The organism is Shewanella spartinae (assembly GCF_019457555.1).
In the GTDB taxonomy this organism is placed as follows: Bacteria; Pseudomonadota; Gammaproteobacteria; order Enterobacterales; family Shewanellaceae; genus Shewanella; species Shewanella loihica.
This window is the reverse complement of the sequence record NZ_CP080418.1, coordinates 2645154-2670330: the sequence shown is the minus strand read 5'-3', so window position 1 is coordinate 2670330 and position 25177 is coordinate 2645154. Positions and strand designations below refer to the sequence as shown.

The window sequence follows — 25177 nt, the reverse complement described above, 5'->3', positions numbered from 1 at the left end:
GATAAAAAAATCCCCGCTGGTGCGGGGACTTTAGATTGGATGAGAAGGGGGTTAGACGTTTAGGCTTAGGTCGCCGCCTTCATCTCACGGGTAAACTGGCCCAGGGCGCTGAGCAGGGCCTGCTCGTCGTCTTGATGGGCCTCGATGATCTTCACCACGGCAGAACCCGAGATGGCGCCTGCCGCGCCCGAAGCTATAGCAGCCTCGACCTGAGCCGGCTCTGCGATACCAAAGCCCAGTAGGGGCGGCGGGGCATCGAAGGCCTTGAGCTGGGTCAGGATATCATCAAGCGGCATGCCTGCCTTCGACTCTGTGCCCGTGACGCCGGCGCGTGATAGCAGGTAGGTGTAGCCCTGGCCCTGCTCGGCGACCTGGCGCAGCGTCTCGGCATCGCCATTGGGCGGCGCGATAAAGATTGGCGCTACTTCGTGTGCCTTGGCTGCGGCGATAAAGGGGGCTGCCTCTTCCACCGGCACGTCGGCGATAAGCACAGAATCCACGCCGGCGGCCTTGGCTTTGGCGTAGAAGGCTTCGACGCCGTTGGCATAGACTAGGTTAGCGTATAGCAGCAGGCCGATGGGCAGTTCTGGGTACTTGGCGCGCACCGCAGTGATGATCTCGAAACAGCCACCCGGAGTAGTGCCCGCAGCTAAGGCGCGCAGATTTGCCCCCTGGATCACAGGGCCATCGGCGAGGGGATCGGAGAAGGGAAAGCCCAGCTCCAAGGCATCGGCGCCGTTTTCCACTAAGGTCTCGATGATCTTCAGCGACAATTCTCTGTTGGGATCGCCTATGGTGACGAAAGGCACGAAGGCGCCGCGCCCGCTTGCGTTAAGTGCGGCAAATGCTGCCTGATAACGGTTACTCATTGCCGCTCTCCTCGTTGTTTGCTTGTTGTTTCTCTAAGATGTCGGCGACGGTGAAGATATCCTTGTCGCCGCGGCCTGAGAGGTTCACCACCAATAGCGTCTCCTCGGTGGCGGCCTCGGCCAGCTTGATGGCATAGGCCAGGGCATGGGCCGATTCCAGCGCGGGGATGATCCCTTCGCTGCGGGCCAGCAGTTGGAAGGCGGCGAGCGCCTCATCATCTGTGGCCGACTCATAGGTGGCGCGACCGGTCGCCGCCAGATGGGCGTGCTGCGGGCCCACAGACGGGAAGTCCAAGCCTGCGGAGATGGAGTAAGACTCCTCAATTTGGCCCTCTTTATCTTGCATCAGCGGCGCCTTCATGCCGAAGAAGATCCCCGTCTTGCCGTGTTTGAGGGGCGCGCCATGTTTAGGCGTGTCTATGCCGAGTCCGGCAGGCTCGACACCGATTAATTTTACCGAAGGCTCGTCGATAAAGTCGGCAAACATGCCGATGGCGTTAGAACCACCGCCGACACAGGCGATCACCGCATCGGGCAGACGTCCTTCACGCTCTAGGAGCTGCGCCTTGGTCTCTTCGCCAATCATGCGCTGGAATTCGCGCACTATGGTGGGGAAGGGATGGGGGCCAGCGGCGGTACCCAGCAGGTAGTGGGCCTTGTCGTAACTGGCTGACCAGTCGCGCATCGCCTCGTTACAGGCATCTTTCAGGGTGGCTGAGCCTGAGGTGACGGGGATCACCTCGGCGCCCATCAGACGCATGCGAAACACGTTGGGCGATTGACGCTCGACATCTTTAGCGCCCATGTAGACCTTACACTTGAGGCCTAATAGCGCGCAGGCCAGGGCCGTGGCGACGCCGTGTTGCCCGGCGCCGGTTTCGGCGATGATCTCTTTCTTACCCATACGCTTGGCCAGCAGGGCCTGACCCAATACCTGGTTGGTCTTGTGGGCGCCGCCATGGAGCAGATCTTCACGCTTGAGGTAGATCTTCACCAGAGGATTGGGGCTGAGGTTACGGGTCAGCGTCAAGGCGGTCGGTCTGCCGGCGTAGTTTTTCAGCAGATCGGTAAATTCGGCTTGAAAGCTCGTATCGTTCTGCGCATCGACGAAGGCGGCTTCGAGCTGCTTGAGGGCGGGCATCAAAATCTGCGGCACAAACATACCGCCATATTCGCCGAAATAAGGGTCCAGCTTAGTCATCATAAAGCTCTCTCTGTATGGGGCGGCGTCGTTTCGGTGCGCCGCAAAACGTTAATATTCTCTAAGGGCGGTAAAGGCTTGCTTGATAAGCTCCGCATCCTTGACGCCGGGAGCCGACTCGAGGCCCGAGTTAAAGTCCAGGCCAAAGAAGCCCTGCCGGGCGGCGTCGAAGGCGTTGCCTGCGTTAAGCCCACCGGCCAGCATGGCATCAGCCTTACTAGGCAGTTGCTGCTGCCAGTTAAAGGCATGGCCCGTGCCGCCAAACTGCACGCCGTTTGCCGCCTTTGTCTTGCTGTCGTAGAGCAGGCGATCGGCATTGTCTGGCGTGGAGGGGGCCTGGCAATCGTCGCTATCGACGCTGACGGCTACCGCTTTCCAGATCTGGGTCTGGCAATCAAGTTCATTTAGCTTAAGTCTGAGCTGATCGATATCATATTCGCTCTCGCTGCCGTGAAGCTGCACCGCAAACAGGTTTAAACGTTTGGCCAGCTCGGCGATGATGGAGAGCTCTTCGTTGACGAAGACGCCGACAAAATTCAGCCCCTTGCCACTGCTTCGCTGCTGCTCGACTATGTCTAGTGCCTGCTCTGGGGTCACGTAGCGAGGCGATTTCTTGGCAAAGATTAGTCCGCCGTAGAGGGCGCCGGCGTCAATGACGGCGCGCACATCTTCACTGCGGGTCAGGCCGCACACCTTGTTGTGGCCAAGGGTCAGGGCGCGGCAGGCGAGATCAAGATCGGCCTCGGCCATCAAGGAGCTGCCCACCAGGAAGCCATCTACCAAGGGGCTCAGGCGTCTTACCTGCTGCTGAGTGTAGATGCCTGATTCGCTCACTACCACGCGGTCTGCTGGGATGTGCGGCGCGAGCGCCTCTGTGGTTGCCAGGTCTGTGGTGAGATCTCTTAGGTTGCGGTTATTGATCCCTATGATGGCGGCGTCAAGGGCGATGGCGCGCTTGAGCTCTTCTTCATTGCTGACCTCGGTCAGCACATCCAGCTGGTACTGGGCAGCCAGGTTCGCCAGCTGGCGATAATGCTCATCATCCAGTACCGATAGCATCAGCAGTATGGCATCGGCGCCTTGGTGGGCCGCCAGTTTCACCTGATAGGGATCGACGAAGAAATCTTTACATAAGATGGGTTGGCTCACCCGGGCGCGTACCTTGGGCAGGTAATCCATATCGCCTTGAAAAAACTGCTCGTCGGTCAGTACCGAGATGGCCGCGGCATAATGCTTGTAGACATCGGCGATAGCCTCGACATCGAACGCTTGTCTGATGAGGCCCTTAGAGGGGCTGGCCTTCTTGCACTCGAAGATGAAGCCGGCATTGGGCGCCTTGAGTGCCTGGTACAGGCTACGATCCGACACCTTGGGCGTTAGCGAGGCCTCGGGGAAGCGCTGTTTCAGGGCGGCGATATGAGTCGGTTTAGTGTCGACGATACGGGTCAGCACGTTGCTGCTTGTTTTAGAAGCGCTAGTTTGACTGTTTACACTCGCTTGCATCAGTTTGTTCCTAGGTTGTCACTTTGGCTCGCGCTAGCAAGCTGCTCGAGTAAGGTGTATGCCTTGCCGCTGGCGAGGGTCTGTAGCGCCAGCGCCGTGCCTTGCTGTGGGCTGTCACAGCAGCCGGATACATAGAGGGCGCAGCCCGCATTGGCAGCTACCGCCTCAGTGTGCGCCAACTGGCCATTGCCTTGCAATATGGCGCGGGTGATTTCGGCGTTTTCTGCAGGTCCTGCGCCGGCGAGATCGCTTATCTCGGCGCGGCTGAGCCCCAGGGCCTCGGGTGAAAGGTAATATTCGACAATTTCGCCCTGTTTCAGCTCACAGACTAAGGTTTCGCCGTGAACCGCAACCTCATCCAGGCCGCTACCGTGAACCACCATGGCGCGTTTTACATCCAGCGCCTTGAGTACGTCGCAGATAGGACGCACCAGCATAGGATCATAGACCCCCAGCAGCATGTAGTCGGGCCGGGCTGGATTGATCAATGGACCTAAGACGTTAAACAGGGTGCGGGTCTTCAGCGCCTGACGTACAGGCACCGCGTGGCGCACGCCGCCGTGATAGTGGGGCGCGAACAGGAAACAGAGCCCCAAGTCGTCGAGACAGTCTCTTGCGGTCTCGGGCGCCATGGTGAGATCGATACCAAACTGCGCCAGTAGATCAGACGAGCCAGACTTGCTTGATACGCTGCGATTGCCGTGCTTGGCCACCTTGGCGCCCGCCGCGGCGGCCACGAAGGCTGAGGTGGTCGAGATGTTGATGGTGTTGTGACCGTCACCGCCCGTACCCACGATATCCACTATGCCCTGGGTGCGTGTCGCCTCACTGGGGGCGGGAAACGCCTTGGCGGCTTGCAGCAGGGCGTCGGCGGCGCCTGAGATCTCATCTATGGTCTCGCCGCGCATCTTCATCGCGACCAACATGCCGGCCATGGCCACGGGATCCATCTTGCCCTCGACTATCTCGCTAAACAGCGCCTTGGTCTCTTCGCGGCTGATGGTTTGCCCCTGATAAAGCCTGTCGAAAATCGGCTGTAGTTCACTCATTACTATACTCCTTGGCCGCTGCTTAGTTGGGCATCTTGGGTCAGGTAGGTCAATGTCTGGGTCAGCAACTGGCTGCCGAGCGTGGTCAAGATAGACTCGGGATGGAACTGAAAGCCCACCGCCTTGACGCTCTTGTGGGAGATGGCCATAGGCATCTCCTCTGTGGTGGCGATCACCTCGAGGCAGTCTGGCACTTGTGTCGCCACCAGGCTGTGGTATCGGGCCACTGGTAGCGGCGAGGGCAGACCGGCAAATATCCCCTGGCCGTTATGCTCTGTCGGGCTGGCCTTGCCATGAACCACCTGCTTGGCGCGTTCCACCTTGCCGCCGAAGTGTTCGATCATCGCCTGGTGGCCCAAACAGATCCCCAGCATGGGCACCTTGCCAGCTAACAGGCCGATAAGTGCCATCAGGCAGCCCGCTTCATGGGGCGCTCCCGGGCCGGGTGACAACACCAGCGCCGCCTTGCCTTGCTCTTGCAGTAACTTGTCGGCGATAAACTGGGCATCTAAGTCGTTGCGGTAAATCACCACCTCGAAGCCCAGGCTGCGGAACTGATCCACCAGGTTGTAGGTAAAAGAGTCGAAATTATCCAGTAGGTAGAGCTTCATTGTCCGCCTCCCATCTTGATGGCTGATATGACCGCCTGGGCCTTCTGGCGGGTCTCGTCGGCTTCCGCCTGGGGATCTGAGTCATACACCACACCTGCGCCGGCTTGAATATGGGCCGTGCCCTCTTTAACGAAGGCGGAGCGGATCACTATGCAGGTGTCCATGTCACCAAGGCCGTTGAGATAGCCTACGGCCCCGCCATAGCTACCGCGACGTGTCTTTTCGGCGCCGCGAATAAGCTGGGCCGCGCTTACCTTAGGGGCACCGGTTAGGGTGCCCATGTTCATGCAGGCCTGATAGGCGTGCAGGGCATCGAGATCGCTTCTAAGCTGGCCAGTGACCCGGCTGACCAGGTGCATTACATGGGAGTAGCGATCCACTTTCAGTAGCTCGGCCACCTTGCGGGTGCCGCTCTGGCTGATGCGGGCCACATCGTTACGGGCCAAGTCCACCAACATCAGGTGCTCGGACAGCTCTTTTTTGTCCAGACGCAGTTCCAGCTCGATGCGGCTGTCGAGATCGAAATCGATCTCGCCGCTCGCGGTCTTGCCGCGTTTGCGGGTGCCGGCGATGGGGTAGATCTCCACCTGGTTGGTGCTGGCCTCATATTTGAGGGCACTCTCTGGCGAGGCGCCAAACAGGGTAAAGTCATCGCCTCTGAAGTAGAACATGTAGGGGCTGGGATTGGTTAGTCTCAGGGCGCGGTAGGCGCCCAGGGCATTCGGGCAAGGCAGGCTGAAGCTGCGCGATGGCACCACCTGAAAGATATCGCCGGCGACGATATGAGACTTAAGATCTGTCACTATGGTCTTAAACTCATCATCTGACACATTAACCTGGGTCTCGGCATCCACAGGGCAGAGCGGGGCGATATCGGGAAGGCTGCTGCAGGCCTGGTGCAGCTGGGCGACTCGCTCGGCTAATGCCGCCTTAACATCTGCCTGTTGGGTAAAATCATGGCTGATGATATCGGCGCTGCGCGCTTGATGATCGACCAGGATCAGGGTCTCGGCCAGGTAGAAGAGGTAATCAGGGCAGGTATTGGTGCTTTGGTTCACCTTTGGCAGCGGCTCTACCGTGTCGATAAGATCGAACGCCAGCACGCCACCGAGGAACAGGCTCTCGAACTGGGCATCATTGCCCATGTCGATATGCTTTATCAGGCTGCGCAGGCCGTCGAGCGGTGAGGTAGATTTTAATCTGGCATCTTCATCCAGGAGCGAGGTGTCTTTTTGCAGGAGTAAGTTGAGTGTCTTTCCATCGACCAGGCTTTCATCTTCGCCGAAGAAGCGGGCAATGGGAACCAGCAGCGCCTGACCATTGTCGCTCAGCGCGGTGAAGCTAAGTTGGTAACCTTCACAACGTATGGCCAGGGCGGCGTGGGTCATGATGATGCTTTTAAGGTGGTCCTTACTGTCGATCTCAGCCGACTCCAGCAACATGGTATGTGCCGCATCCTGCGTCAGGTGCTGATACAGCTGGAGAGGATCATCATGATAGGTGATCCGCTCCTTTATGGTGTTGACGCTGGCCAGAAACTCTTGCCCCATATTTGCGCTCCTACTTGCCGATAGTAGACTAACTTGTTTATGCGTTTGGGTTAGTCGTGTATAAATCTATTAATAAAATTAGGCGATTAAATGCAAAAAGCCCGCATCGAGTGCGGGCTTTTTGTTTAAATCTTGTCTCTTTTACATGAGCACAGAAATTCACACCACCCGCTATGTTGGGAAGTGCCACCACCAGTTGATGTTGTTGAATAGCTGCGTCGTCATTTCAGTGTCTATCTCATGTAAAGGTAAAATCTTGTTGATGGCTATATAAAAACATCCCCTCCGTTGCCTTGTCAATTGAATATTTTTCTATTTGGCGTATTTATCATTTTGGGATCACAATCTGCAGTGATTACCGAGAAGATTTAACGAATCTCATGCAATTTCGTCCATTTTCATCCAATTAGATGTTTCTAATAACAAAGTCGAGTAGAATAAAGGGATGACAGATGAAACGCGTTTAATCGATCTTCACAGCCACACCACGGCATCCGACGGCCAGTTAACCCCGTCAGAATTAGTGACCCGCGCCCTGGACAATGGGGTGCAGATGCTGGCCATTACCGATCACGATACCTTAGCCGGTCTTAAGGAAGCCCACAGCTTCAACGACAGTCAAGCAGAGCCTTTGACTCTGATTAACGGCTGCGAGATCTCTACCCGCTGGAATAATTTCGATATTCATATCGTCGCCTTAAATATTGATCCTGAACATCAGGGGCTGGATGCCTTCTTGACCCAGCAGCGTGCCTTGCGTGAGGCGCGGGCGATGGAGATAGGCGTGCGCCTGGAGAAGGCGGGTATCAGCGGCGCCTATGAAGGGGCTAAGGCGTTAGCCGAAGGTGCGGCGCTGAGTCGCGGCCACTATGCGCGCTGGTTGGCGGACAACGGCTATGCCACCAATGCCGCCGCCGTGTTTAAGAAATACCTGGCCCGGGGCAAGACAGGCTATGTGCCCAACAATTGGTCTGACATGGAAACCGCTATCGCCATCATTCATGAGGCGGGCGGCGTCGCCGTGCTGGCACACCCCAGCGGCTACAAGTTGTCGGCCAAATGGTTAAAGCGTCTGGTACGTGAATTTAAGGCCGCCGGTGGCGATGCCATGGAAGTGGTGCTGGGTCAGCAGACCCTGGACGATCGTAACAATTTAATTGCCTTGAGTCGGCTAAATGAACTGCATGCCTCGCTGGGAAGCGATTTTCATTTTCCCGGTAGCTGGCTCGAGTTAGGTAGAAATATGTTCCAACCCCAAGGTGTCGATTGGGTGTGGCAAATGGATAATTGGATGGGAAACCCATGAGTCAATTTTTTTATGTACACGAGGAAAATCCTCAGGTTCGTCTGATTAATCAGGCGGTCAATGTGATTAAGCAGGGCGGCGTGGTGGTCTATCCCACAGACTCTGGCTATGCCCTAGGTTGTCTGCTGGGTGAGAAAGATGCGATGACCCGCATAGTGCGTATTCGTCAGATCGAGAACGATCACAACTTCTCGTTGATGGTGCGTGATCAGTCTGAGCTGGCGACCTATGCCAGGGTGGATAACCAGGCCTATAGAGTGCTCAAGCACAACACTCCTGGTCCTTTTACCTTCATCTTCAAGGCCACCAAAGAGGTGCCTAAGCGCCTACAGAACCCGAAGAAGAAGACAATCGGTATTCGCGTGCCAGACAATGTGATTGCCCTAGCGCTGCTGGAGGCACTCGATGCACCGCTGATGTCTACCAGTCTTATCCTGCCGGGTGAAGAGTTTACCGAGTCAGATCCCGAGCATATCCGTGACATCCTCGAGCATCAGGTAGACGTGATTATACATGGCGGTTATCTGGGTGAGAAACCGACGACGGTTATCGATCTTTCAGAGGGCGATATCGAGATTTTACGTGAAGGTGCAGGTGATGTTAGCCAGTTTGGCTAAAGCCCTGTCTATTGGTCAAATTTGCAGGTATAATCGCGCGTTTGGTGTCGATTAGCCTCGCCAGAAACGGGTGATTATTCGCCCTAAATGGCGGTAATTTATCGTTATGATCTAACCTTTAGCCTGTGGCAGGAAATTGCCTGTCTGCTGACTTGGAGAGCGGATGCAGGGGACTCAGCAAAGTTTACCTTTGGCCGTGGTCAGGGGCGAGCCCGTTAAGGAGCTGCCGGCGGATCTCTTTATTCCGCCCGAGGCGCTAGAGGTGTTTCTTGAGTCTTTCGAAGGCCCGCTGGATCTGCTGCTCTATCTGATCCGTAAGCAGAAACTGGATGTGGTCGAGATGGCCATTGCGCCGGTGACGGATCAATATCTTGAGTATATCGAGCTGTTGCAGGGGGCGAGGGTGGAGCTGGCCGCCGACTATCTGGTGATGGCCGCAACCCTGGCCGAGATCAAGTCGCGCCTCTTGCTGCCAAGACCCGAGCTTGCAGAGGAAGATGAGGCCGATCCTCGTGCCCAGCTGATCAGGCAGCTTAAGGCCTACGAGGTGATTAAAGACGCGCAGCAAAGGCTAGATGCCTTGCCGCGACTCGAGCGAGATGTGTTTCAGGCTAAGGTGTTGCCCGCGCCTGATATCAAGCCGGTATTAGTGCCGCCGTCGGTTTCCCTGGTGGAGTTGGCCGGTGCCTTCGCCGCCGTGTTAAAGCGGGTCGAGGCCACTGAGCATCACCATGTGCAGCGTGAACATCTGTCGACACGGGAACGCATGACGCAAATATTGGCTATGCTAGAAGGCAAGTCCTATGTGCCTTTCGAGCAGCTGTTTGATGTTTCTGAGGGGCGAGCCGGCGTGGTCGTGAGCTTTCTTGCGCTGATGGAGCTGGTAAAAGAGCTTTTGGTCGACCTTATTCAGGCGCAGCCGCTGTCGACCATACATGTTAGGGCCTATTGATTGTCGAGTAAGAAACTGCAAATAAACCCGGATCAACTCAAGCAGTTGATTGAAGCCAGTCTGTTTGTGATGGCTAGGACTGTCTCTATCAAGCACTTAAATGAAAGTGTGCTGGCAAACTTTAGTGTCTCCCGCGCCAAGGTGAAGGCCGCCATAGAGGAGTTGCAGCAGGATTATCAGGGGCGCGGCATAGAGTTAGTCAAGGTGGCGGGCGGCTATCGTTTTCAGTCCATCGAGACCTTGAGTCCCTATCTGCAGCCACTGTGGCAGGAGAAGGCGCCGAGATATTCCCGGGCGACCCTGGAGACCCTGGCGGTGATCGCCTATCGTCAGCCGGTTACCCGCGCCGATATTGAGTTTGTACGTGGTGTGGCGGTGGGAAGCCATATCATCAAGAGTCTATCCGATAGACACTGGATTAAGATTGTTGGTCATAAAGAGGTACCGGGCAGGCCCGCGCTCTATGCGACCACAAATGAATTTTTAGCCTATTTTGGCTTGGACAGGATAGCGGACCTTCCTCCCTTATCCGATGCCGAGTCACTAGCGGCGCTGTTTGGACAAACCCAGGCGGTCGAGTCGACCCCTGACAATACAGCGCCTCAAACCGATGAAGAGTCTACCTAATGAGTGAAAAATTGCAGAAAGTCTTGGCCCGTGCAGGCCATGGCTCCCGTCGTGAGATGGAGGCATGGATTGCTGCAGGCCGAGTTAGTATAGACGGTGAAATTGCCAAACTTGGCGATCGTATTGAGGCCGATGCCAAGGTGCGTATTGATGGTCGTACGGTATCGATTAAGTCGGAAGACGACTTGGTATGCCGCGTGATCGCTTATCACAAGCCTGAAGGGGAGATCTGCAGTCGCAAAGATCCCGAAGGGCGTCCGACGGTATTCGACCGTCTGCCTAAGACCCGAGATTCTCGCTGGGTGGCGGTAGGTCGCCTGGATATCAACACCTCAGGCTTGTTGCTGTTTACCTCAGACGGTGAGCTGGCTAACCGCCTGATGCACCCGTCCCATGAGGTGGAGCGTGAATACGCCGTGCGTACCTTTGGTGAGGTGACCGACGCCTGCATTCAGCGTCTGCGCAGCGGCGTAACCTTGGAAGATGGCCCAGCCCATTTTGACAAGGTGAAGCCTGCTGGTGGCGAGGGCATGAATAAATGGTGGCATGTGTCGCTGGCCGAAGGTCGTAACCGCGAGGTTCGCCGCCTATGGGAATCCCAGGAAGTGCAGGTGAGCCGCCTGATCCGTATTCGCTACGGCATGATAGATCTGCCTAAATCCTTGCCTCGCGGTGGTTGGGTCGAGTTGCCAATCGAGCAGGTGAACTATCTGCGTAAGCTGGCCGGCATGGATGAGGAGACGCGCACCCTGCTGGGCACAGACAAACACAGTGTGGCCCGCGCCAAGGTGAAAAGCGCCAAGATCCGCCGCGCAGTGCGTAAGCACAAGACCACAGCGGGTAAAACGCCACGCCAAAGAAGCTAAAATAGAGATTGTAGTAAAAGCCGCCTTGTGCGGCTTTTTTTATGCCTTTTTCTAGTGTTGCCTAAGGAAGGTGCGAACAAGTCGTCGCACAGCTCTGGCTTTGATAGCAGCGGCAGTTCAAGGCATTCAACTGAGGACTGCTGAAGTTGAATAACGCCGAAATGGTGTTGCTATCAAAGCCCCGCAGGGCGAGGCTTACAGTGGTATTTGCTGCGTTACAGTTCTTGCGAAGGACTAGGGCCATTCGCTGCAAACTGTGCCTTGTATCTACCCACTTTAAGCACACGCAGAGCAAGCACTGGACTGATTCGCACCTTCCCTAAGCCTCACAGACTTGAGTCATCTGTCGTCGTCAGCCATGATGAAGCTTATTAGCAACAGGAAGCGCAAGATGAAATTATGCTCAGTCACCAAAATATGGGATAAGTCGGCTCACAATGCCTTTACCGATCTTGCTCTCTTTCGCGGCAAACTCTATTGCGTATTCAGGGAAGCCGGTGCCCATGTCTCACCTGATGGTGCGCTGCGGATCCTATGCACCGATAATGATGGACAAGACTGGCATAGTGTTGCCCTCATCGAGGCCGATTTTGCCGACCTCAGGGACGGTAAGCTGGTGGTCGAGGGGGATAGCCTATTCCTGTTTGGCGGCGCCGCTATGCATGAGGGCAAGGGTGAAGGCATGCGCTCTTACTGCTGGCAGTCTGATGATGGGATACATTGGTCTGCGCCAAGGGCGCTGGTAAAAGAGAGAGAGTGGCTGTGGCGCATCACGCCCCATAAGGGCCATTTCTATGGCATAGCCTATTATTGTCATGAACATGATGGCTATGCGGCGCTGTATAAGAGCGACGCTAATACCGATTTTCATCCCTTAGTGGAGAAGCTTAGTCAGGCCGGTTATGTCAATGAGTCAGGTCTAGTGTTCGACGAGGCAGACAAAGCCATCTGTCTGCTGCGCCGGGATCCACTGTGGCAGACCGATGAGCGTGCATTGCTGGGCGAGTCAGCGCCTCCATATACCCAGTGGCATTGGCAAACGGCGAATTGCCGCGTAGGGGGACCCGTAACCTTTCTCTATCAAGGTCAGCTTTATGGCGTGGTGCGCCTCTATGATGGTCGTGTGCGTACCGCTCTGGTGGCGATCGACAGACAAAGCGCGCAAATAGCGGAGTTGCTCACCCTGCCTTCGGGCGGCGACACCAGTTATGCCGGTGTCGTGCTCTGTGACAATATCTTGATGGTCAGTTATTACTCCTCCCACGAAGGCGACTGCGCCATTTATTTCGCTAAAATTGCCCTTTAACCTATTTAAGACCGAGTGAGACATCATTTGGTCTTTATCACTTCTGTATTTTCGCATTTTGTTTAGTCAAATATCCTGAATGTCAATTCTTTCTAATTCTGTGGATTTTTAATTTATTTTTAAGGTAAAGGTTAAGGTGCGTAATAGATAAATTTTAATGTTTTTGTTGTTAAAATTGTTGTTTACCATTTCTTACTGTCGAGATACATTATTTTACATTGTTACTTTTGTGGTTGTTTTTTATATTTAATTGATCTTTCGTTAAACTATTAAACATATTTGGTACAGGCGTATTAATTTGTATCGTCTGATTGTTTTTTCATTTTTACATTTTCTGATAATCTTGGTTGTTATGAAAACTCGTTGTAAATCAAGTGTATGTGTTGTTTTTGGCGGTTGAGGGTTATCGGTTTTTATTATCGAGTTGTATCAATGTTTATCATTGTGGTTATTTTCATGTTAACTGCGTTGACTTATTTTATCTTTTTTCACAATATCTTCACCGAAGGACATTCTTCTTATTTTAAAAATAAAAAATAAATTAATGATCGAAACTCAGATTGTCTGGTTTCGTATTGTGAGGGAAACATATGAACTCTTTGACCTTAACAGCAAAAGCGGTTCGCGTAGGCTTATTTGCCGCCGCGACATCTAGCATTGCATTTTCTGGTATCGCAATTGCTGAAGAGCAAAGCGATAAAGTTGAACGCATCGAAGTAACTGGTTCGCGTATTAAGCAAGTTGATATGGAGACTTCGTCTCCTGTGACTGTATTAAGTGCGGCAGATATCGCGTTGACCGGTGAAAAAACTGTTGCCGACGTATTGAATAACTCTTCTATCAACGCCTTTGGTTCTTGGCGTGGTACTTCGGGTTATGGTTCGGGTGCGAGTGCGACTTCAACAGTCAACATGCGTGGTTTAGGTTCTCAGGCTACCTTGGTATTGCTTGATGGCCGTCGTATGCCTGGTACCAGCTCTAGCTCGGGTGCCGAGGCAGATACATCTCAGATTCCACTAGCAATCGTTGAACGTATCGAGATCCTGCGTGATGGTGCATCTGCAGTTTATGGCTCAGACGCCGTAGCAGGTGTAATTAACATCATTACCAAGAAAGAGTTTGATGGCTTCCAAGTCGACTTCAGCACAGAGCAGCCTAGCGTAGAAGGCGGTGATGCCAATCGTTTCTCTATTGCGGCTGGCTTCAACTCTGAGAAAGGTAATGTGACTTTTACCTATGAGTACTATGACACTAAGGCTGTGATGGACCGTGACATCTGGAACATGGATGATCCTAGCTATGGTGACTACAGCTCTTTTAGCTCTGTGCCGAATGGCTATTATAACACCGGCGAGAAAGATGCCGATGGCGATGATATCTATGCATTCTACTCAAACTCTGAGATGTGTGCCGATACCGATAACGTTGCCGATACCACAGATGGTCAGAACAATGGTCGCTGTCTATACAGCTATGGCGCGGTAACCAAGCTATTTGGCGACATGACCCGCAACTCTTTCATGACCAACTTTAACTATGACATCACGGATAACATTCGCTTCCGTGGTCGTGGTACCGCATCTTTGAGCGAAACCAACACACGTTATGCCGGTACACCCGTATCGACTAACTATCCTGTGATGAGCGCGGATAACCAATATAACCCAACGGGTAAGGACATGACGCTGTACATGCGCTCTGTTCAGATTGGTGAGCGTGACACCCTAACCGAAACAAACAGTTTCGATATCCTAGGTGGCTTCGTGGGTTATGCCGACGTGGGTAATGGTATCGATTGGGAGCTGAACGCGCAGCATTCTGCATCGACCACTAACGCCTTTAACTACAACCTGATCAATGACAACATCATTCAGAGCGAGATCGATACTGGCAACTATGATGTCTTCAATACCTCAGGTATGAGCTATGCAGAGTGGGAGCAGCAGATGACTGCACTGTATTCTGCCGCTAATCACACAGGGGTATACCAAGGTAAGTTCGACAGCACGCAGATCGACGGTCTTGCCAGCACCATGCTGTATGAACAAGGTGATTTCTCAGTGGCCATCGTAGGTGGTTTAGAGTATGAGATGATCAACTTCAAGCAAACCTCTGATCCAGAGTCGGCTTCTGGCATTATCTCTGGTGGTTCGGGTGGTGACGATGTTGATGCTGAGCGTACACGTCAGTCTGCCTATACCGAAATCCAGATGGCACTACCTGCCAACTTCGAACTGTCAGCGGCGCTACGTTATGAGCGTTATGAGCAGGAAGGTACCTTGACGGGGGCAGAAGGTCAGGTGACTAACTCTTCTACGTTCGATGCTGTTGTACCTAAGTTTGGTTTGAGCTGGCGCCCTGTCGATTCGTTGCTGCTTCGTGCTAGCTACGGTGATTCATTCCGCGCACCAAATATGGGTGAGATGTTCTCGTCGCAATCTCTGAGCTTCGAGAAGGCCTACGATTCGGTTTGGTGTGAAGCCAACAACAACTCTGACGCCAACTACTGTGCTACAGGTAACCAGCACAAGACTTGGTTTGGTGGTAACCCGAATCTAGAAGCGGAAGAGGGTAACTCACTGACATTGGGTGGCGTCTGGAACGTGACCGATGCGTGGAGTGTTGAACTGTCATATTACTCAATCACTTATGACAACAAGATTGAAGCCGTTAGCGCATCAGACGTGATCCGTGATGAGAAGATCAACGGTGGCTCTGACTTCGTGACTCGTGGCCCAGATGGTAAGATTGAGTACCTTGAAAGTGGTTATGTGAACAAGGCATCGCTGGAAACATCTGGTTTTGACTTTGCTTCTTCATACAACTTCGAGACAGGCTTCGGTGACTTCAACCTTAAGCTAGATGTTACTCACATCCTCGACTTTAAAGAGCAGGCCGATGCCGAATCAGAGAAGATCGATTACTCAGGTACGCAAGACTATCCTGATTGGCGTGGTAACTTCGCCGCGGCTTGGTACTACAACGATTTCAGCGCGGCTTGGACAACCGTGTATATCGGTAGTCAGTCAGGTGCAATGTGGCGCGACCTTGGTTACGACTACATCATCGACACACCAAGCTACTTCAAGCATAACTTCCAGGTGGGTTATACCCATGATTGGAACGGTACCATCACAGTGGGTGTGAACAACCTGTTCGACGAGAAAGCACCGACTTGGTATGACTATGCGGGTTATCGCGATGTGAACACCAACCTATACGATGTATTGGGTCGTACCTTCTATCTGCGTATTAACCAGAAGTTCTAAATCGTTATTCACCCTCCCTGTGACTTAACGATAAAAGCCTCCTGATTCAGGAGGCTTTTTTTATGGGCGTTATTAAGTGGACTGTCTTTTAAATTAAGCGTCTACTGGCGCGGCTAGCGCGACTAACCTTGGCTAGCGCGACTAACTCAATTGGCGCGATTGAGCGAACCGCTCGATTAGCAAGCAGCCCGCTTAGGGATGTGGCTTAGTGGGTGAGCCTGAGCTCGTGTCTGTGCTCGTGGGCGTAATCGGCGGCGCACTGGGTGCAGCGCTGCTCGAGCGGATTGGCGTTGAGCCGCTCGGCTTCGATATCGGCCTCGCAGTCTGAGCACAAGCCGTAGAGACCCAGATCCAGCTGGCACAGCGCCGCATCGAGTTGGGTCAGCTTGATAAACAGGGGCTCGTCGGTCAGTTTGGCTGCGGTCATCTCGTCGATGAGGGAGGTCAGCGAGAGTTGCTGGGTATCGAGCGTTATTTGATGTAATGCCAGCAGGGTACCTAACTCTTTCCTGAGATTCGCTTCAAGCACCGACAGTTCATGTCTGATATGGGATCTGCTCACAAATCATTGCCTAGTTGATATTCTTAGATAATCAGTCTAAACCGCTTGGGCGTATTGGCTATGACTAAGATCAAAAGTCGGTGACTTTTATGGTGAATCGCGTTGAGGGATGTGAAGATCAGACCAGTTAAGGCGCGACTGGGCTGGCTATTTGTCGCGCCTTGAGATAGGGAAGGCTTGAAGGTTAGCAGTGCCTGATGCCCTGAAGCATCATAGAGCCTACAGATGCGACCGTCAGGCACAAGTATCTTGCTAGCAACTGCGTAGCAGGGACAAGATGCTCTGGGTATCTTTCAGTACGCGTACCTGGCGGAACAGGGCTTCGCCCTCCTCATAGTGGCGGGCGATAAACCTCAGCCACTGTTTGATGCGCGCCGGATAGTACTTCTCTTTCTCGCTGACTATCTCAAATTCTGAATATTGCAGCAGCAGCGCCAGCACCTCGGGCCAGGGCATAGGTGCCTGCTCGCCTTTAACGACGTGGGCCAGGTTGGGGATGGTCAGGGCGCCGCGCCCGAGCATGACGTCATCACAGCCGCTGGCCTCGCGGCATTTGAGGTAATCTTCTCTGCCCCAGATCTCGCCATTGGCGATGATGGGCAGGCGAGTGACAGATTTTATCTGCGCGATATATTCCCAGTGCGCTGGCGGTCGGTAGGCTTCCTCTTTGGTGCGGGCGTGCACCGTGAGTTCGGTGGCGCCGGCCGCCTCGATAGCCTGGGCGATTTCGGTGCAGCGGCTCTTGTCATCCCATCCCAGGCGGATCTTGGCCGACACAGGCTTGTCCTTGGGCACCGCCTGCCTCACGGCCTGGGTCACCCGGTAGATGGTTTCGGGCTCTTTTAACAGCGCCGCGCCGCCCTTGCTGCGATTGACCATAGGGGCTGGGCAGCCATAGTTAAGGTCGACGCCGCGAGAACCGAGCTCGACCGCGCGAATGGCATTTTCGGCCATCCAGTTGGGCTCCTGACCCAGCAATTGCAGGCGCACCGGAGTGCCCGAGGCGGTTCTGCATTGGTATTTAAGCTCGGCGCAGAGTCGGTAGAAGACTTTTTCCGGCAGCAGCTGATCGACGACACGAATGAACTCGCTGATCACCATGTCATAGCCACCAACGCTGGTTAGCAGGGCTCGCATCGGGGCGTCGGCAACGCCTTCCATCGGGGCTAAGATGACACGCATGATTCTCGTTTTCTCATTAATTCAAGGCGCAGAGCCTAAAAAGGTGAACCTGTCGGCCATGGTGTACGTACTGCTTGAGTACTGCATTGCCCGGGCCGGGTAAAAGGGCGCTTATTCTACGCCAAGCGCCTGGCAGATACAAAGCCTGTGTGCGTGCGGGAAGGTGTGGGGATAACGGCTGCGCCCAGCCAAACTTATGAGTCAGATACGAGCATCTTTTGTTATTGATGACTGGCTTATCGATTTTTAGTCAATAAAGACGTGAGATCAATCGATTACTGCTGTTTAGATGCTTGCGCTAACACATAATTTGGGTCATAAATGTGATGCCTGATAAGTTTTTTGAAATAAAAATCTAGGGGGCCGGGTCATATTATCCGAGCCAGCAACGCACTGATGTTGGCAAACCATTGCATATAAGAGATCAACAAAGGAAGAGATTATGAAATTAGTTAAGAATACTGCTGTTGCTGTAGCGTTAGGCACTGTGTTTGTTGGTAGCGCGTTTGCGGCGCAGGCTCAAGCTAATCCGTTTGGTTACAGTGAAATGCAAGCTGGTTACCAGATCGCCGATGGCGAAGGTAAGTGTGGCGAAGGCAAGTGCGGCGAGAACATGAAGAAAGGCGCCAAAGAAGGTAAGTGCGGCGAGAACATGAAAGCCAAAGAGGGTAAATGTGGCGAAGGCATGAAGAAAGGTGCCAAAGAAGGTAAGTGTGGCGAAGGTAAATGCGGCGCCCAGATGAAGGCCCATAAAGAGGGTAAGTGCGGCGAAAACATGAAAGCCAAAGAAGGTAAGTGTGGCGAGAACATGAAGGCCAAAGAGGGCAAGTGTGGCGAAGATATGAAGAAGGGCAAAGAAGGCAAGTGTGGTGGCCATAAGTAATAGGCCTTAAGGCAATTGCCCATGTCGATTAGGCCAGTTTTCACTGGCCTAATTCTTTTTACATAAGGTAAATGCGTCAATTTGTTCACTAGAGGTGAGGTGATGATGACACAAGCTAAGGTGGGGCTCGGCCTGCGCCGCGAGATGCTAGATGAGTTTTGCCAGTCTGTCCCTGGTGCCATCGATTTTTTCGAGGTGGCGCCCGAGAACTGGATGACACTTGGTGGTAAGTTTGGCCGTCAATTTAGGCAGTTAACCGAGAAGCACAAGTTTTTCTGCCACGGACTGTCGCTCTCTATCGGTGGGCCTGAGCCCCTAGATACCCGTTTCGTTAAACAGGTGAAGCACTTTCTCGATCATCACGACATAGAGATCTATTCGGAGCATTTAAGCTACTGTTCGGGCAAGGGCCATCTGTATGACTTGATGCCAATCCCCTTTACTGATGAGGCGGTGCGACACGTGGCAAGGCGTATCGAGCAGGTGCAGGATATCTTAGAGCGTCCCTTTATTCTGGAAAACGTATCTTTTTACGCCTCGCCCGCGAGCGAGATGAGTGAGTGCGAGTTTGTCAGCGCCGTGCTGGAAGAGGCAGATTGCCGCCTGCTGCTGGATGTAAACAACATCTATGTTAACGCGATCAATCATCAATATGACGCCGAAGCCTTCTTAAGGGCCATGCCCAGTGAGCGTATCGCCTATCTGCATATTGCCGGTCATTACGATGAGGCAGAAGATCTTAAGGTCGATACCCATGGCAGCGAGGTGATCGACCCCGTGTGGCGTTTGTTAGCGATCTGCTATCAGACCCATGGTGTGTTTCCAACCTTGCTTGAGCGTGACTTTAATATTCCAGCCACCTCAGAGTTGCTCAAAGAGATCAACAAGATACATGACTATCAGACTAAGGCTCTACAACCCAGCCATCGGAGCGCCTAGATGAGTTTTACCCAAGTTCAGCAGTCGTTTATCGATTACATCAAAGACCCTTCATCGCCCCTGCCTCAAGGCACCGATGCCAGGCGTATGGGGATCTATCGCGAACTGTTTTTTAATAATGTGAAGGGGTTTGTCGCCAGCGGGTTTCCTGTGCTCTGCTCCTTGTATGAAGAAGATGACTGGCAGGCGCTGGTGCAGCAGTTTTTTGTGACCCATGATTGCCAGACGCCGATCTTTATCGAAATCGCTCAGGAGTTTTTGCTGTTCTTGCAAAACGAGTATCAGATGAGCGAGGAAGATCCTGCCTTCATGCTGGAGCTGGCTCACTACGAATGGTTGGAGCTGGTGGTGGCCACAGCGGCCGATGACAAACAGTCGCAACGTCTTGACGAGCAGAGACTGGAAACCCAGCCCCTGGGGTTAAGCTTGGCCGCCAGGGTGGCCCAATACCATTTTGAGGTGCAGCGTATCAGCCCCGACTATCGCCCCGAGGCGCCAAGCGAGCAGCCTAACTTTTTCTGTATCTACCGGGATGCTGACGATGAAGTCTGTTTCTTGCAGCTCAACCCCCTTGCGGCCCAGGTGCTGGCCTATATCGAGCAGCAAGAGGGGGTGGAGTTTGCCGCGCTATGCGACTGGCTCGCGGCGCTTTATCGGCAGATGCCGAGGCCTCAGATAGTAGAGGGTTGTCGGCAGTTGCTGCTGGATATGGCCGAGCGGGGCATAGTGGTCGCCGCGAGATAAAATTTGTCCAAATTAGGCCTTTCTATCGTGCTGGCTTGTCACTATAATGGCGGCGAAAATTGATCTAGATCAATAAAAGTTGTCAATCATGAGTGAGGAAAGTATGAGTCAGCCGTTTAAAGACCCGTTTAATTTTGTTTATTTTCTTGGTTTCTTGCTGGTAATGATGTTGCCTACGCTGCCAGCTACCCTGTCATGGTTGAAACACCTAAACCTGATCTCTTAAGCGTTAGCCTTAAGCATTAGCCTTAAGCGGTTAAGCAGCTAGCTTAGCGGGCTAAGTCGGGTATACTAACCACTCATTCTTGAGTGGTTTTTTATGCGAGGAATTCATGGTTATCAAGCGGGGCTTCTATCTACTCCTAGGCCTTAGCAGTCTGTTTCTCGGCCTGCTTGGCATTGCCCTTCCGCTGCTGCCGACCGTGCCTTTTATTTTGCTGGCGGCCTTTTGTTTTGCCCGCTCGAGTTCGCGCCTGCATGACTGGCTGATGACCCACCCTTGGTTTGCCGATGCGCTGCAGAACTGGCATAGCGAGCGCGCCATTCGCCGCGGCTTGAAGCGCAAGGCCTATGTCGCTACCTGTTTAAGTTTTAGCGTGAGTATCATCTTGGTGCCGCTGCTGTGGGTGAAGCTGATGCTGCTGGCCATGTTGACAGGCTTGCTGCTTTATCTCAGGCAAATTCCCGAATTAGACGACTGATTGTGGACTTAGGTTGTGAACCCTGGCGGTGAGTTTGGTTAAGCTTTGTGACATTCGCTGTTGCAACCCATATCAAAGGAGCTTAAGCTTTAGCCGAAAATTCTAGTCAAAACTGGCCCTATGGCCAGTTTGTCCTTTTTAAGGGCTCAAACGAAAAAGATGGTAGTAATGAATACAGACAAGTTAGCCTTGATCAAGCAGAGCATTAAGACAATTCCAGATTATCCGAAACCAGGGATCATGTTTCGCGATGTAACCAGTTTAATGGAAGACCCAGCGGCCTATCAGGCGACGATTGCCCTGTTTGTTGAGCGCTATAAGGATCTTGGCGTGACCAAAGTAGTGGGCACCGAGGCGCGTGGCTTCCTCTTCGGCGCGCCGCTGGCGTTAGAGCTGGGTGTCGGTTTCGTGCCCGTGCGTAAGCCGGGTAAACTGCCCCGCGAAACCATCTCTGAGAGTTATGAGCTGGAGTATGGCCATGACATGCTGGAGATCCACACGGATGCCATTAAGCCGGGCGATAAGGTATTAGTTGTCGACGATCTGCTGGCTACAGGCGGCACTATCGAAGCGACAGTAAAGCTTATCCGTCAGCTCGGTGGTGAGGTTGAGCATGCGGCGTTTGTGATCTCTCTGCCAGAGCTTGGCGGCGAGCATCGTCTAGCCGAGATGGGGCTTTCTCTGATGACCTTGTGTGAGTTTGAAGGCGAGTAATACCATCTAATGGATCGCTCATGTCGAGCATCTAAGTGCCGTGGCTATGCCGCGGCATTTTGCTATCTGCCCCTGTGATGTTAGGCGATGAGATATGTGAGCCTGGTGTCTATCGAATGGGACTGAAGGGCGAGGGGAGATGGCTAGCATTGCCCTGTCAACTCGCTAAAGACTGACTAAAGAGTGGCTCAAGATGGCTTAGCATTAGGCCTCATTTGGGCGGGCAAAGCGGGTGATAGGTTAAACATGAAGCAAGCTGGCTTAACAAAGATAAATTAAGGCGCGCTAAGCGCTTAGCTTGCTAGCGAGATGGACCTTGGCATGTTATTGTTTGCTGATTAATGAAGTGTGCTTCGTAATAGTTACCAACCTTGGGGAGTTCCATGTCATATCAGGTGTTAGCCAGAAAATGGCGCCCTGCAACATTTGAGCAAGTTGTCGGTCAGTCACATGTGCTGCATGCCCTTACCAATGCCTTATCGCAAAACCGTCTACATCATGCCTATCTGTTTACCGGTACCCGAGGGGTAGGTAAGACGAGTCTGGCCAGGCTATTTGCCAAGGGACTGAACTGTGAGCAAGGGGTAACGGCCACGCCCTGTGGCCAGTGTGCCAGCTGTGTCGAGATCGCCCAGGGCCGCTTTGTCGATCTTATCGAGGTGGATGCCGCGTCGCGCACCAAGGTTGACGACACCCGTGAGCTGCTGGACAACGTTCAGTATCGCCCCACACGCGGCCGCTTCAAGGTGTATCTCATCGATGAGGTGCACATGCTCTCGCGCAGCAGCTTCAATGCGCTGTTGAAGACGCTGGAAGAGCCCCCAGAGCATGTTAAGTTCTTGCTGGCGACCACAGATCCCCAGCGCCTGCCGGTAACCGTACTCTCCCGCTGTCTGCAATTTAACCTTAAGAGTCTGACACTCGATGAGATCTGCGTGCAGCTTGGCCATATCTTGGCGCAGGAGCAGGTTGGGTATGACGATGGCGCGGTAAAACTACTCGCCAAGGCCGCTAACGGCAGTATGCGTGACGCCTTGAGTCTGACGGATCAGGCCATCGCCTTCGGGGCTGGTCAAGTCAGGCTCACTCAGGTGCAGACCATGCTAGGCACCATAGATGAGCACCATGTGATTGTGTTGCTCAAAGCCCTGTGTGATGGCGACGTGGATCAGCTGATGAAGGTGACCGGAGAAGTGCTCTCCTTTGGCGCCGATCCCCATGAGGTACTGCGCAGCCTGCTGGAACTGCTGCACCAGATCACCTTGACCCAGTTTGCGCCCAGCGCCGCTCAGCTGTCGCAATATGCCGAGCAGATCAAGGCATTCGCCAAACAGCTAAGGCCCGAGCAGGTACAGCTCTATTATCAATTATTGCTAAACGGTCGGCAGGATCTGCCCCATGCGCCCGATCCTAAGTCTGGCCTAGAGATGGCGCTATTGCGCGCTATCGCTTTCGTGCCCGAGGCACCCGTGCAGCGCTGGATGGGCGAGGCTGGCAGCGAGATCCTCTTACCTGACACACCATTACCAGAACAGGGCAAGGTTGAAGATGTTGCGCTAACCTCTGCTAAGCCAGACGAAACAGTTAAGTCGGTGAAACCTGCTGCGTCTGTGCCAAACAGTCAGGTCGAAGTGGAAGCCGGGGTTGAAGAAAAGGCTAAGGTAGAAGAAAACGCTAAGGTCAAGGCCAGCAGTGAAGCAAGTGCGGCAGTGTTTTCTCAAGACGATGCGCAAACGACAACTGCAGAGCAGACGAACAAGTTAAGCGATACTGACGGCCCAATTGAAGCGGATTTAGTCGAAGCGGATTTAGTTGAAGCTGATTCGACAGAAAAGGATGCGCTTGAAGAGGATGAGGGCGCACTCGATCTGTTTGCCGAGCAGCAGCTTATCTTGAGTCAGGCCCAAAGCCAAGGGCACAGCCCTGAGCCTGAATCTAGTCCTGAGCCTAGCCCTGAGCCTGAATCTAGCCCTGAGCCGAGCCCGCAAGAAACAAGCTCGGCAAATAAAAGTCCCGTAAGCGAAGCATCTGCCGAGTCTAAAGTGGATGCGTCGACGAGTGCTGCGACAGCACAGGGCGGTGAAGCGGCTCTGTCAACCGAGCCAAAAATGCCGGCAGAAAGCGTCGAGCAAACAGCTTCAATAGCCGAGCAAGCCAGTTCGTCAGCAGACGAGAGTGGCAGTTTTTACGATGACCTCTATTTCAGTTCAGATGACGATGAGTCAAGTGACCCAAGCGACTATGAAGCCTACCTTGCCTATCAGCAGGGACAGGATAGTCAGGCATCTGGCGATATCTCTTCCTCTGCGGCGACAAGGCCTGTTGACAACAGTGCCCAGGTTAGTAGCGCTCCGGTAAATGAAAATGCACCACTTGGCGGCTTGACGCCCGATACAGCATCGCCAAATGAAGAAACAACGTCCAACCTGTTAGAAGATGATCTGCTCGACGCCGTATTGAATGCGCGTCAGAGCCTGCTTAGCGATCTTGAGGAAGATGCGGCTAAGGAGGACGCGGCTAAGGAGGGCGCATCAAAAAAGCCCCTAGTCGGCGCTAAGAAGCCTGGGGCTAACCAGGTTCAACCGAGTAGCGAACAGCAGATCGGCGAAGAGAGCAAGTTTGGCGCAGAGCCTTATGTGCCGCCCAAACGGCCAGAGCAAGCAGCCTTGAGCGTAGAAACAGCCCCGAGCGGGGAAGCAACTCCCGATAACGTCGAAGCTGACTCGAACACGGCTGTGACGAACGAGCAAGAGACTGAAGTGCCTGAGACGCAGAACAATAATTTTGCGGAGCAGCCTACTGCGTACCTAAATGATGAAGACAGGCCGCCTTGGGAATCACCAGAGCCAAGCCCGCAGGCGATGACCGCGCCGAGTGATGAAGCGCCTAATCTTGCTGGGCAAGTCGATACTCAATCTGAGTCACACGCCCGCGCCGATGCATCTGCTCAGACTGAACAAGGCTTGGATGACCAAAGCTTGGATGACCAAGGTCCGTATGAAAGCGCTGCTATCGACAATCATCCCGTCCAGCGTCTTGAGGCCCAGGAGTCGTCGGCACCTTCAGCCGTAACCGAGCCCGTCAGCCAGACGACACAAGTGGCCTTTGTGGCCGATGAGATCACAGGGCACGATACGGATCTTAAATGGTATCGCTTGATGTCGGCGCTGGAGATCGGCGGCCGGGTAAGACAGCTGGCGGTCAACGCCGTATGTAAGGCTTTTAGCGAGCCTCTGCCTTTGGTGCTTAAGCCCAATCAGAAGCACCTGGCGGCGCCAGGCGCCATCACGCAGCTCGAAGATGCCTTGTCTAAGGCGTTAGGCGGCAGCTGCCAGGTGGCGTTTAGCGTCGGGGTCGAGCCTGAGCGTGAGACGCCGTTAGAGATCCGTCAGCGTTTTCATCGTGAGCTGCTCGAGCAGGCGCATCAGGGGTTATTGCAAGATGAAAACATTCAATGGCTGACACAGGTGATGCAGGCAGAGATGGAGCCAGACAGCTTAAGTTATCTGCCGGAGCTGCTGGGTAAGCGGGGCCAGACGATAGCACTTATCGATAAGTCGAACTTTGTGGCGACAGAGGAGTCTTAACTCACGCGAGTTATCGCTTACATGAGCGATAGCTTGAGTCAGTTGTTAGTACGACTTGCTAATGTCCTCAGCAAACGCAGTGAGCTCGATGGAATGAATTGGTTTAGCGGTGCGAAAGGGCTCGCAGGTCATAAGTTTT

21 protein-coding genes are annotated in these 25177 nt (G+C 53.6%); 13 read left to right on the top strand and 8 right to left on the bottom strand.

Annotated features, from left to right (window positions below):
* Positions 1-65: 65 nt before the first annotated feature.
* Genes trpA through K0I31_RS11760 form a run of 6 tightly spaced genes read right to left on the bottom strand, consistent with a single transcriptional unit; the run spans position 66 to position 6783 of the window.
* On the bottom strand, positions 66-869 hold the full coding sequence (gene trpA / locus K0I31_RS11785; RefSeq protein WP_220078505.1) for a tryptophan synthase subunit alpha: 804 nt from the start codon (positions 867-869) through the stop codon (positions 66-68).
* Positions 862-2070, bottom strand: coding sequence for a tryptophan synthase subunit beta (gene trpB, locus K0I31_RS11780; RefSeq protein WP_220080834.1), 1209 nt, complete (start codon positions 2068-2070; stop codon positions 862-864). Before trpB ends, trpA begins: the two co-directional genes overlap by 8 nt.
* 51 nt (positions 2071-2121) lie before the next feature.
* Positions 2122-3573 carry a bifunctional indole-3-glycerol-phosphate synthase TrpC/phosphoribosylanthranilate isomerase TrpF gene (trpCF, locus tag K0I31_RS11775; protein ID WP_220078504.1) on the bottom strand — a complete coding sequence of 484 codons (1452 nt, stop codon included), beginning with the start codon at positions 3571-3573 and terminating at the stop codon, positions 2122-2124.
* A complete protein-coding gene (gene trpD / locus K0I31_RS11770; RefSeq protein WP_434086899.1) occupies positions 3573-4622 on the bottom strand; it encodes an anthranilate phosphoribosyltransferase in 1050 nt (349 codons plus the stop codon). The genes trpCF and trpD overlap by 1 nt, the downstream gene beginning before the upstream one ends.
* Before the next feature lie 2 nt (positions 4623-4624).
* Complete coding sequence (locus K0I31_RS11765; protein WP_220078503.1) at positions 4625-5233, bottom strand: aminodeoxychorismate/anthranilate synthase component II; 609 nt, start codon at positions 5231-5233, stop codon at positions 4625-4627.
* Complete coding sequence (locus K0I31_RS11760; protein ID WP_220078502.1) at positions 5230-6783, bottom strand: anthranilate synthase component 1; 1554 nt, start codon at positions 6781-6783, stop codon at positions 5230-5232. The genes K0I31_RS11765 and K0I31_RS11760 overlap by 4 nt, the downstream gene beginning before the upstream one ends.
* A gap of 445 nt (positions 6784-7228) precedes the next feature.
* On the opposite strand from K0I31_RS11760, the gene rnm reads away from it, so the two are divergent.
* From rnm to K0I31_RS11725, 7 genes are all read left to right on the top strand, one after another.
* Entirely contained in the window at positions 7229-8089 is an 861-nt protein-coding gene (gene rnm, locus K0I31_RS11755; RefSeq protein WP_220078501.1) for an RNase RNM, read from the top strand.
* Complete coding sequence (locus K0I31_RS11750) at positions 8086-8706, top strand: L-threonylcarbamoyladenylate synthase (RefSeq protein WP_011866047.1); 621 nt, start codon at positions 8086-8088, stop codon at positions 8704-8706. Before rnm ends, K0I31_RS11750 begins: the two co-directional genes overlap by 4 nt.
* A 163-nt stretch (positions 8707-8869) precedes the next feature.
* On the top strand, positions 8870-9658 hold the full coding sequence (locus K0I31_RS11745) for a segregation and condensation protein A (protein WP_011866046.1): 789 nt from the start codon (positions 8870-8872) through the stop codon (positions 9656-9658).
* A 15-nt stretch (positions 9659-9673) separates the two neighbouring features.
* Positions 9674-10285, top strand: coding sequence for an SMC-Scp complex subunit ScpB (gene scpB / locus K0I31_RS11740; RefSeq protein ID WP_220045285.1), 612 nt, complete (start codon positions 9674-9676; stop codon positions 10283-10285).
* A complete protein-coding gene (gene rluB / locus K0I31_RS11735) occupies positions 10285-11151 on the top strand; it encodes a 23S rRNA pseudouridine(2605) synthase RluB (protein WP_220042662.1) in 867 nt (288 codons plus the stop codon). The genes scpB and rluB overlap by 1 nt, the downstream gene beginning before the upstream one ends.
* Positions 11152-11542: 391 nt before the next feature.
* Positions 11543-12457 (top strand): exo-alpha-sialidase, encoded by a 915-nt coding sequence (locus tag K0I31_RS11730; RefSeq protein WP_220078500.1) that lies wholly within the window; start codon positions 11543-11545, stop codon positions 12455-12457.
* Positions 12458-13047: 590 nt separating this feature from the next.
* Positions 13048-15726: a TonB-dependent receptor gene (locus tag K0I31_RS11725; protein ID WP_220078499.1), complete on the top strand. Its 2679-nt coding sequence runs from the start codon at positions 13048-13050 to the stop codon at positions 15724-15726.
* Between the two features lie 205 nt (positions 15727-15931).
* On the opposite strand, the gene K0I31_RS11720 is transcribed toward K0I31_RS11725, so the two are convergent.
* Positions 15932-16288: a TraR/DksA family transcriptional regulator gene (locus K0I31_RS11720; protein ID WP_220078498.1), complete on the bottom strand. Its 357-nt coding sequence runs from the start codon at positions 16286-16288 to the stop codon at positions 15932-15934.
* A gap of 252 nt (positions 16289-16540) precedes the next feature.
* Positions 16541-17470 (bottom strand): tRNA dihydrouridine(16) synthase DusC, encoded by a 930-nt coding sequence (gene dusC / locus K0I31_RS11715; RefSeq protein ID WP_220078497.1) that lies wholly within the window; start codon positions 17468-17470, stop codon positions 16541-16543.
* A gap of 442 nt (positions 17471-17912) precedes the next feature.
* Here dusC and K0I31_RS11710 point away from each other — a divergent pair, with 442 nt between their 5' ends.
* From K0I31_RS11710 to dnaX, 6 genes are all read left to right on the top strand, one after another.
* The gene (locus tag K0I31_RS11710; protein WP_011866039.1) at positions 17913-18353 is read left to right on the top strand and encodes an HvfA family oxazolone/thioamide-modified RiPP metallophore; all 441 of its coding nucleotides are present in this window, start codon (positions 17913-17915) and stop codon (positions 18351-18353) included.
* 102 nt (positions 18354-18455) lie between these two features.
* Complete coding sequence (locus tag K0I31_RS11705; RefSeq protein ID WP_220078496.1) at positions 18456-19292, top strand: HvfB family MNIO-type RiPP peptide maturase; 837 nt, start codon at positions 18456-18458, stop codon at positions 19290-19292.
* Complete coding sequence (locus K0I31_RS11700) at positions 19293-20036, top strand: HvfC family RiPP maturation protein (protein ID WP_220078495.1); 744 nt, start codon at positions 19293-19295, stop codon at positions 20034-20036.
* A 332-nt stretch (positions 20037-20368) separates the two neighbouring features.
* Complete coding sequence (locus K0I31_RS11695; protein WP_220078494.1) at positions 20369-20737, top strand: YbaN family protein; 369 nt, start codon at positions 20369-20371, stop codon at positions 20735-20737.
* 159 nt (positions 20738-20896) lie between these two features.
* The gene (gene apt, locus K0I31_RS11690; protein WP_083764354.1) at positions 20897-21451 is read left to right on the top strand and encodes an adenine phosphoribosyltransferase; all 555 of its coding nucleotides are present in this window, start codon (positions 20897-20899) and stop codon (positions 21449-21451) included.
* A 383-nt stretch (positions 21452-21834) separates the two neighbouring features.
* A complete protein-coding gene (dnaX, locus tag K0I31_RS11685) occupies positions 21835-25038 on the top strand; it encodes a DNA polymerase III subunit gamma/tau (RefSeq protein WP_220078493.1) in 3204 nt (1067 codons plus the stop codon).
* Positions 25039-25177 lie beyond the last annotated feature (139 nt).

Coding starts and splice junctions, on each gene's coding strand:
- K0I31_RS11710 (WP_011866039.1), top strand. CDS start 17,913: ATGAAATTAGTTAAGAATACTGCTGTTGCTGTAGCGTTAGGCACTGTG.
- dusC (WP_220078497.1), bottom strand. CDS start 17,470: ATGCGTGTCATCTTAGCCCCGATGGAAGGCGTTGCCGACGCCCCGATG.
- K0I31_RS11700 (WP_220078495.1), top strand. CDS start 19,293: ATGAGTTTTACCCAAGTTCAGCAGTCGTTTATCGATTACATCAAAGAC.
- K0I31_RS11730 (WP_220078500.1), top strand. CDS start 11,543: ATGAAATTATGCTCAGTCACCAAAATATGGGATAAGTCGGCTCACAAT.
- trpB (WP_220080834.1), bottom strand. CDS start 2,070: ATGACTAAGCTGGACCCTTATTTCGGCGAATATGGCGGTATGTTTGTG.
- K0I31_RS11765 (WP_220078503.1), bottom strand. CDS start 5,233: ATGAAGCTCTACCTACTGGATAATTTCGACTCTTTTACCTACAACCTG.
- apt (WP_083764354.1), top strand. CDS start 20,897: ATGGTAGTAATGAATACAGACAAGTTAGCCTTGATCAAGCAGAGCATT.
- K0I31_RS11725 (WP_220078499.1), top strand. CDS start 13,048: ATGAACTCTTTGACCTTAACAGCAAAAGCGGTTCGCGTAGGCTTATTT.
- trpA (WP_220078505.1), bottom strand. CDS start 869: ATGAGTAACCGTTATCAGGCAGCATTTGCCGCACTTAACGCAAGCGGG.
- rluB (WP_220042662.1), top strand. CDS start 10,285: ATGAGTGAAAAATTGCAGAAAGTCTTGGCCCGTGCAGGCCATGGCTCC.
- K0I31_RS11745 (WP_011866046.1), top strand. CDS start 8,870: ATGCAGGGGACTCAGCAAAGTTTACCTTTGGCCGTGGTCAGGGGCGAG.
- K0I31_RS11750 (WP_011866047.1), top strand. CDS start 8,086: ATGAGTCAATTTTTTTATGTACACGAGGAAAATCCTCAGGTTCGTCTG.
- trpCF (WP_220078504.1), bottom strand. CDS start 3,573: ATGCAAGCGAGTGTAAACAGTCAAACTAGCGCTTCTAAAACAAGCAGC.
- trpD (WP_434086899.1), bottom strand. CDS start 4,622: ATGAGTGAACTACAGCCGATTTTCGACAGGCTTTATCAGGGGCAAACC.
- dnaX (WP_220078493.1), top strand. CDS start 21,835: ATGTCATATCAGGTGTTAGCCAGAAAATGGCGCCCTGCAACATTTGAG.
- K0I31_RS11760 (WP_220078502.1), bottom strand. CDS start 6,783: ATGGGGCAAGAGTTTCTGGCCAGCGTCAACACCATAAAGGAGCGGATC.
- K0I31_RS11695 (WP_220078494.1), top strand. CDS start 20,369: ATGGTTATCAAGCGGGGCTTCTATCTACTCCTAGGCCTTAGCAGTCTG.
- rnm (WP_220078501.1), top strand. CDS start 7,229: ATGACAGATGAAACGCGTTTAATCGATCTTCACAGCCACACCACGGCA.
- K0I31_RS11705 (WP_220078496.1), top strand. CDS start 18,456: ATGATGACACAAGCTAAGGTGGGGCTCGGCCTGCGCCGCGAGATGCTA.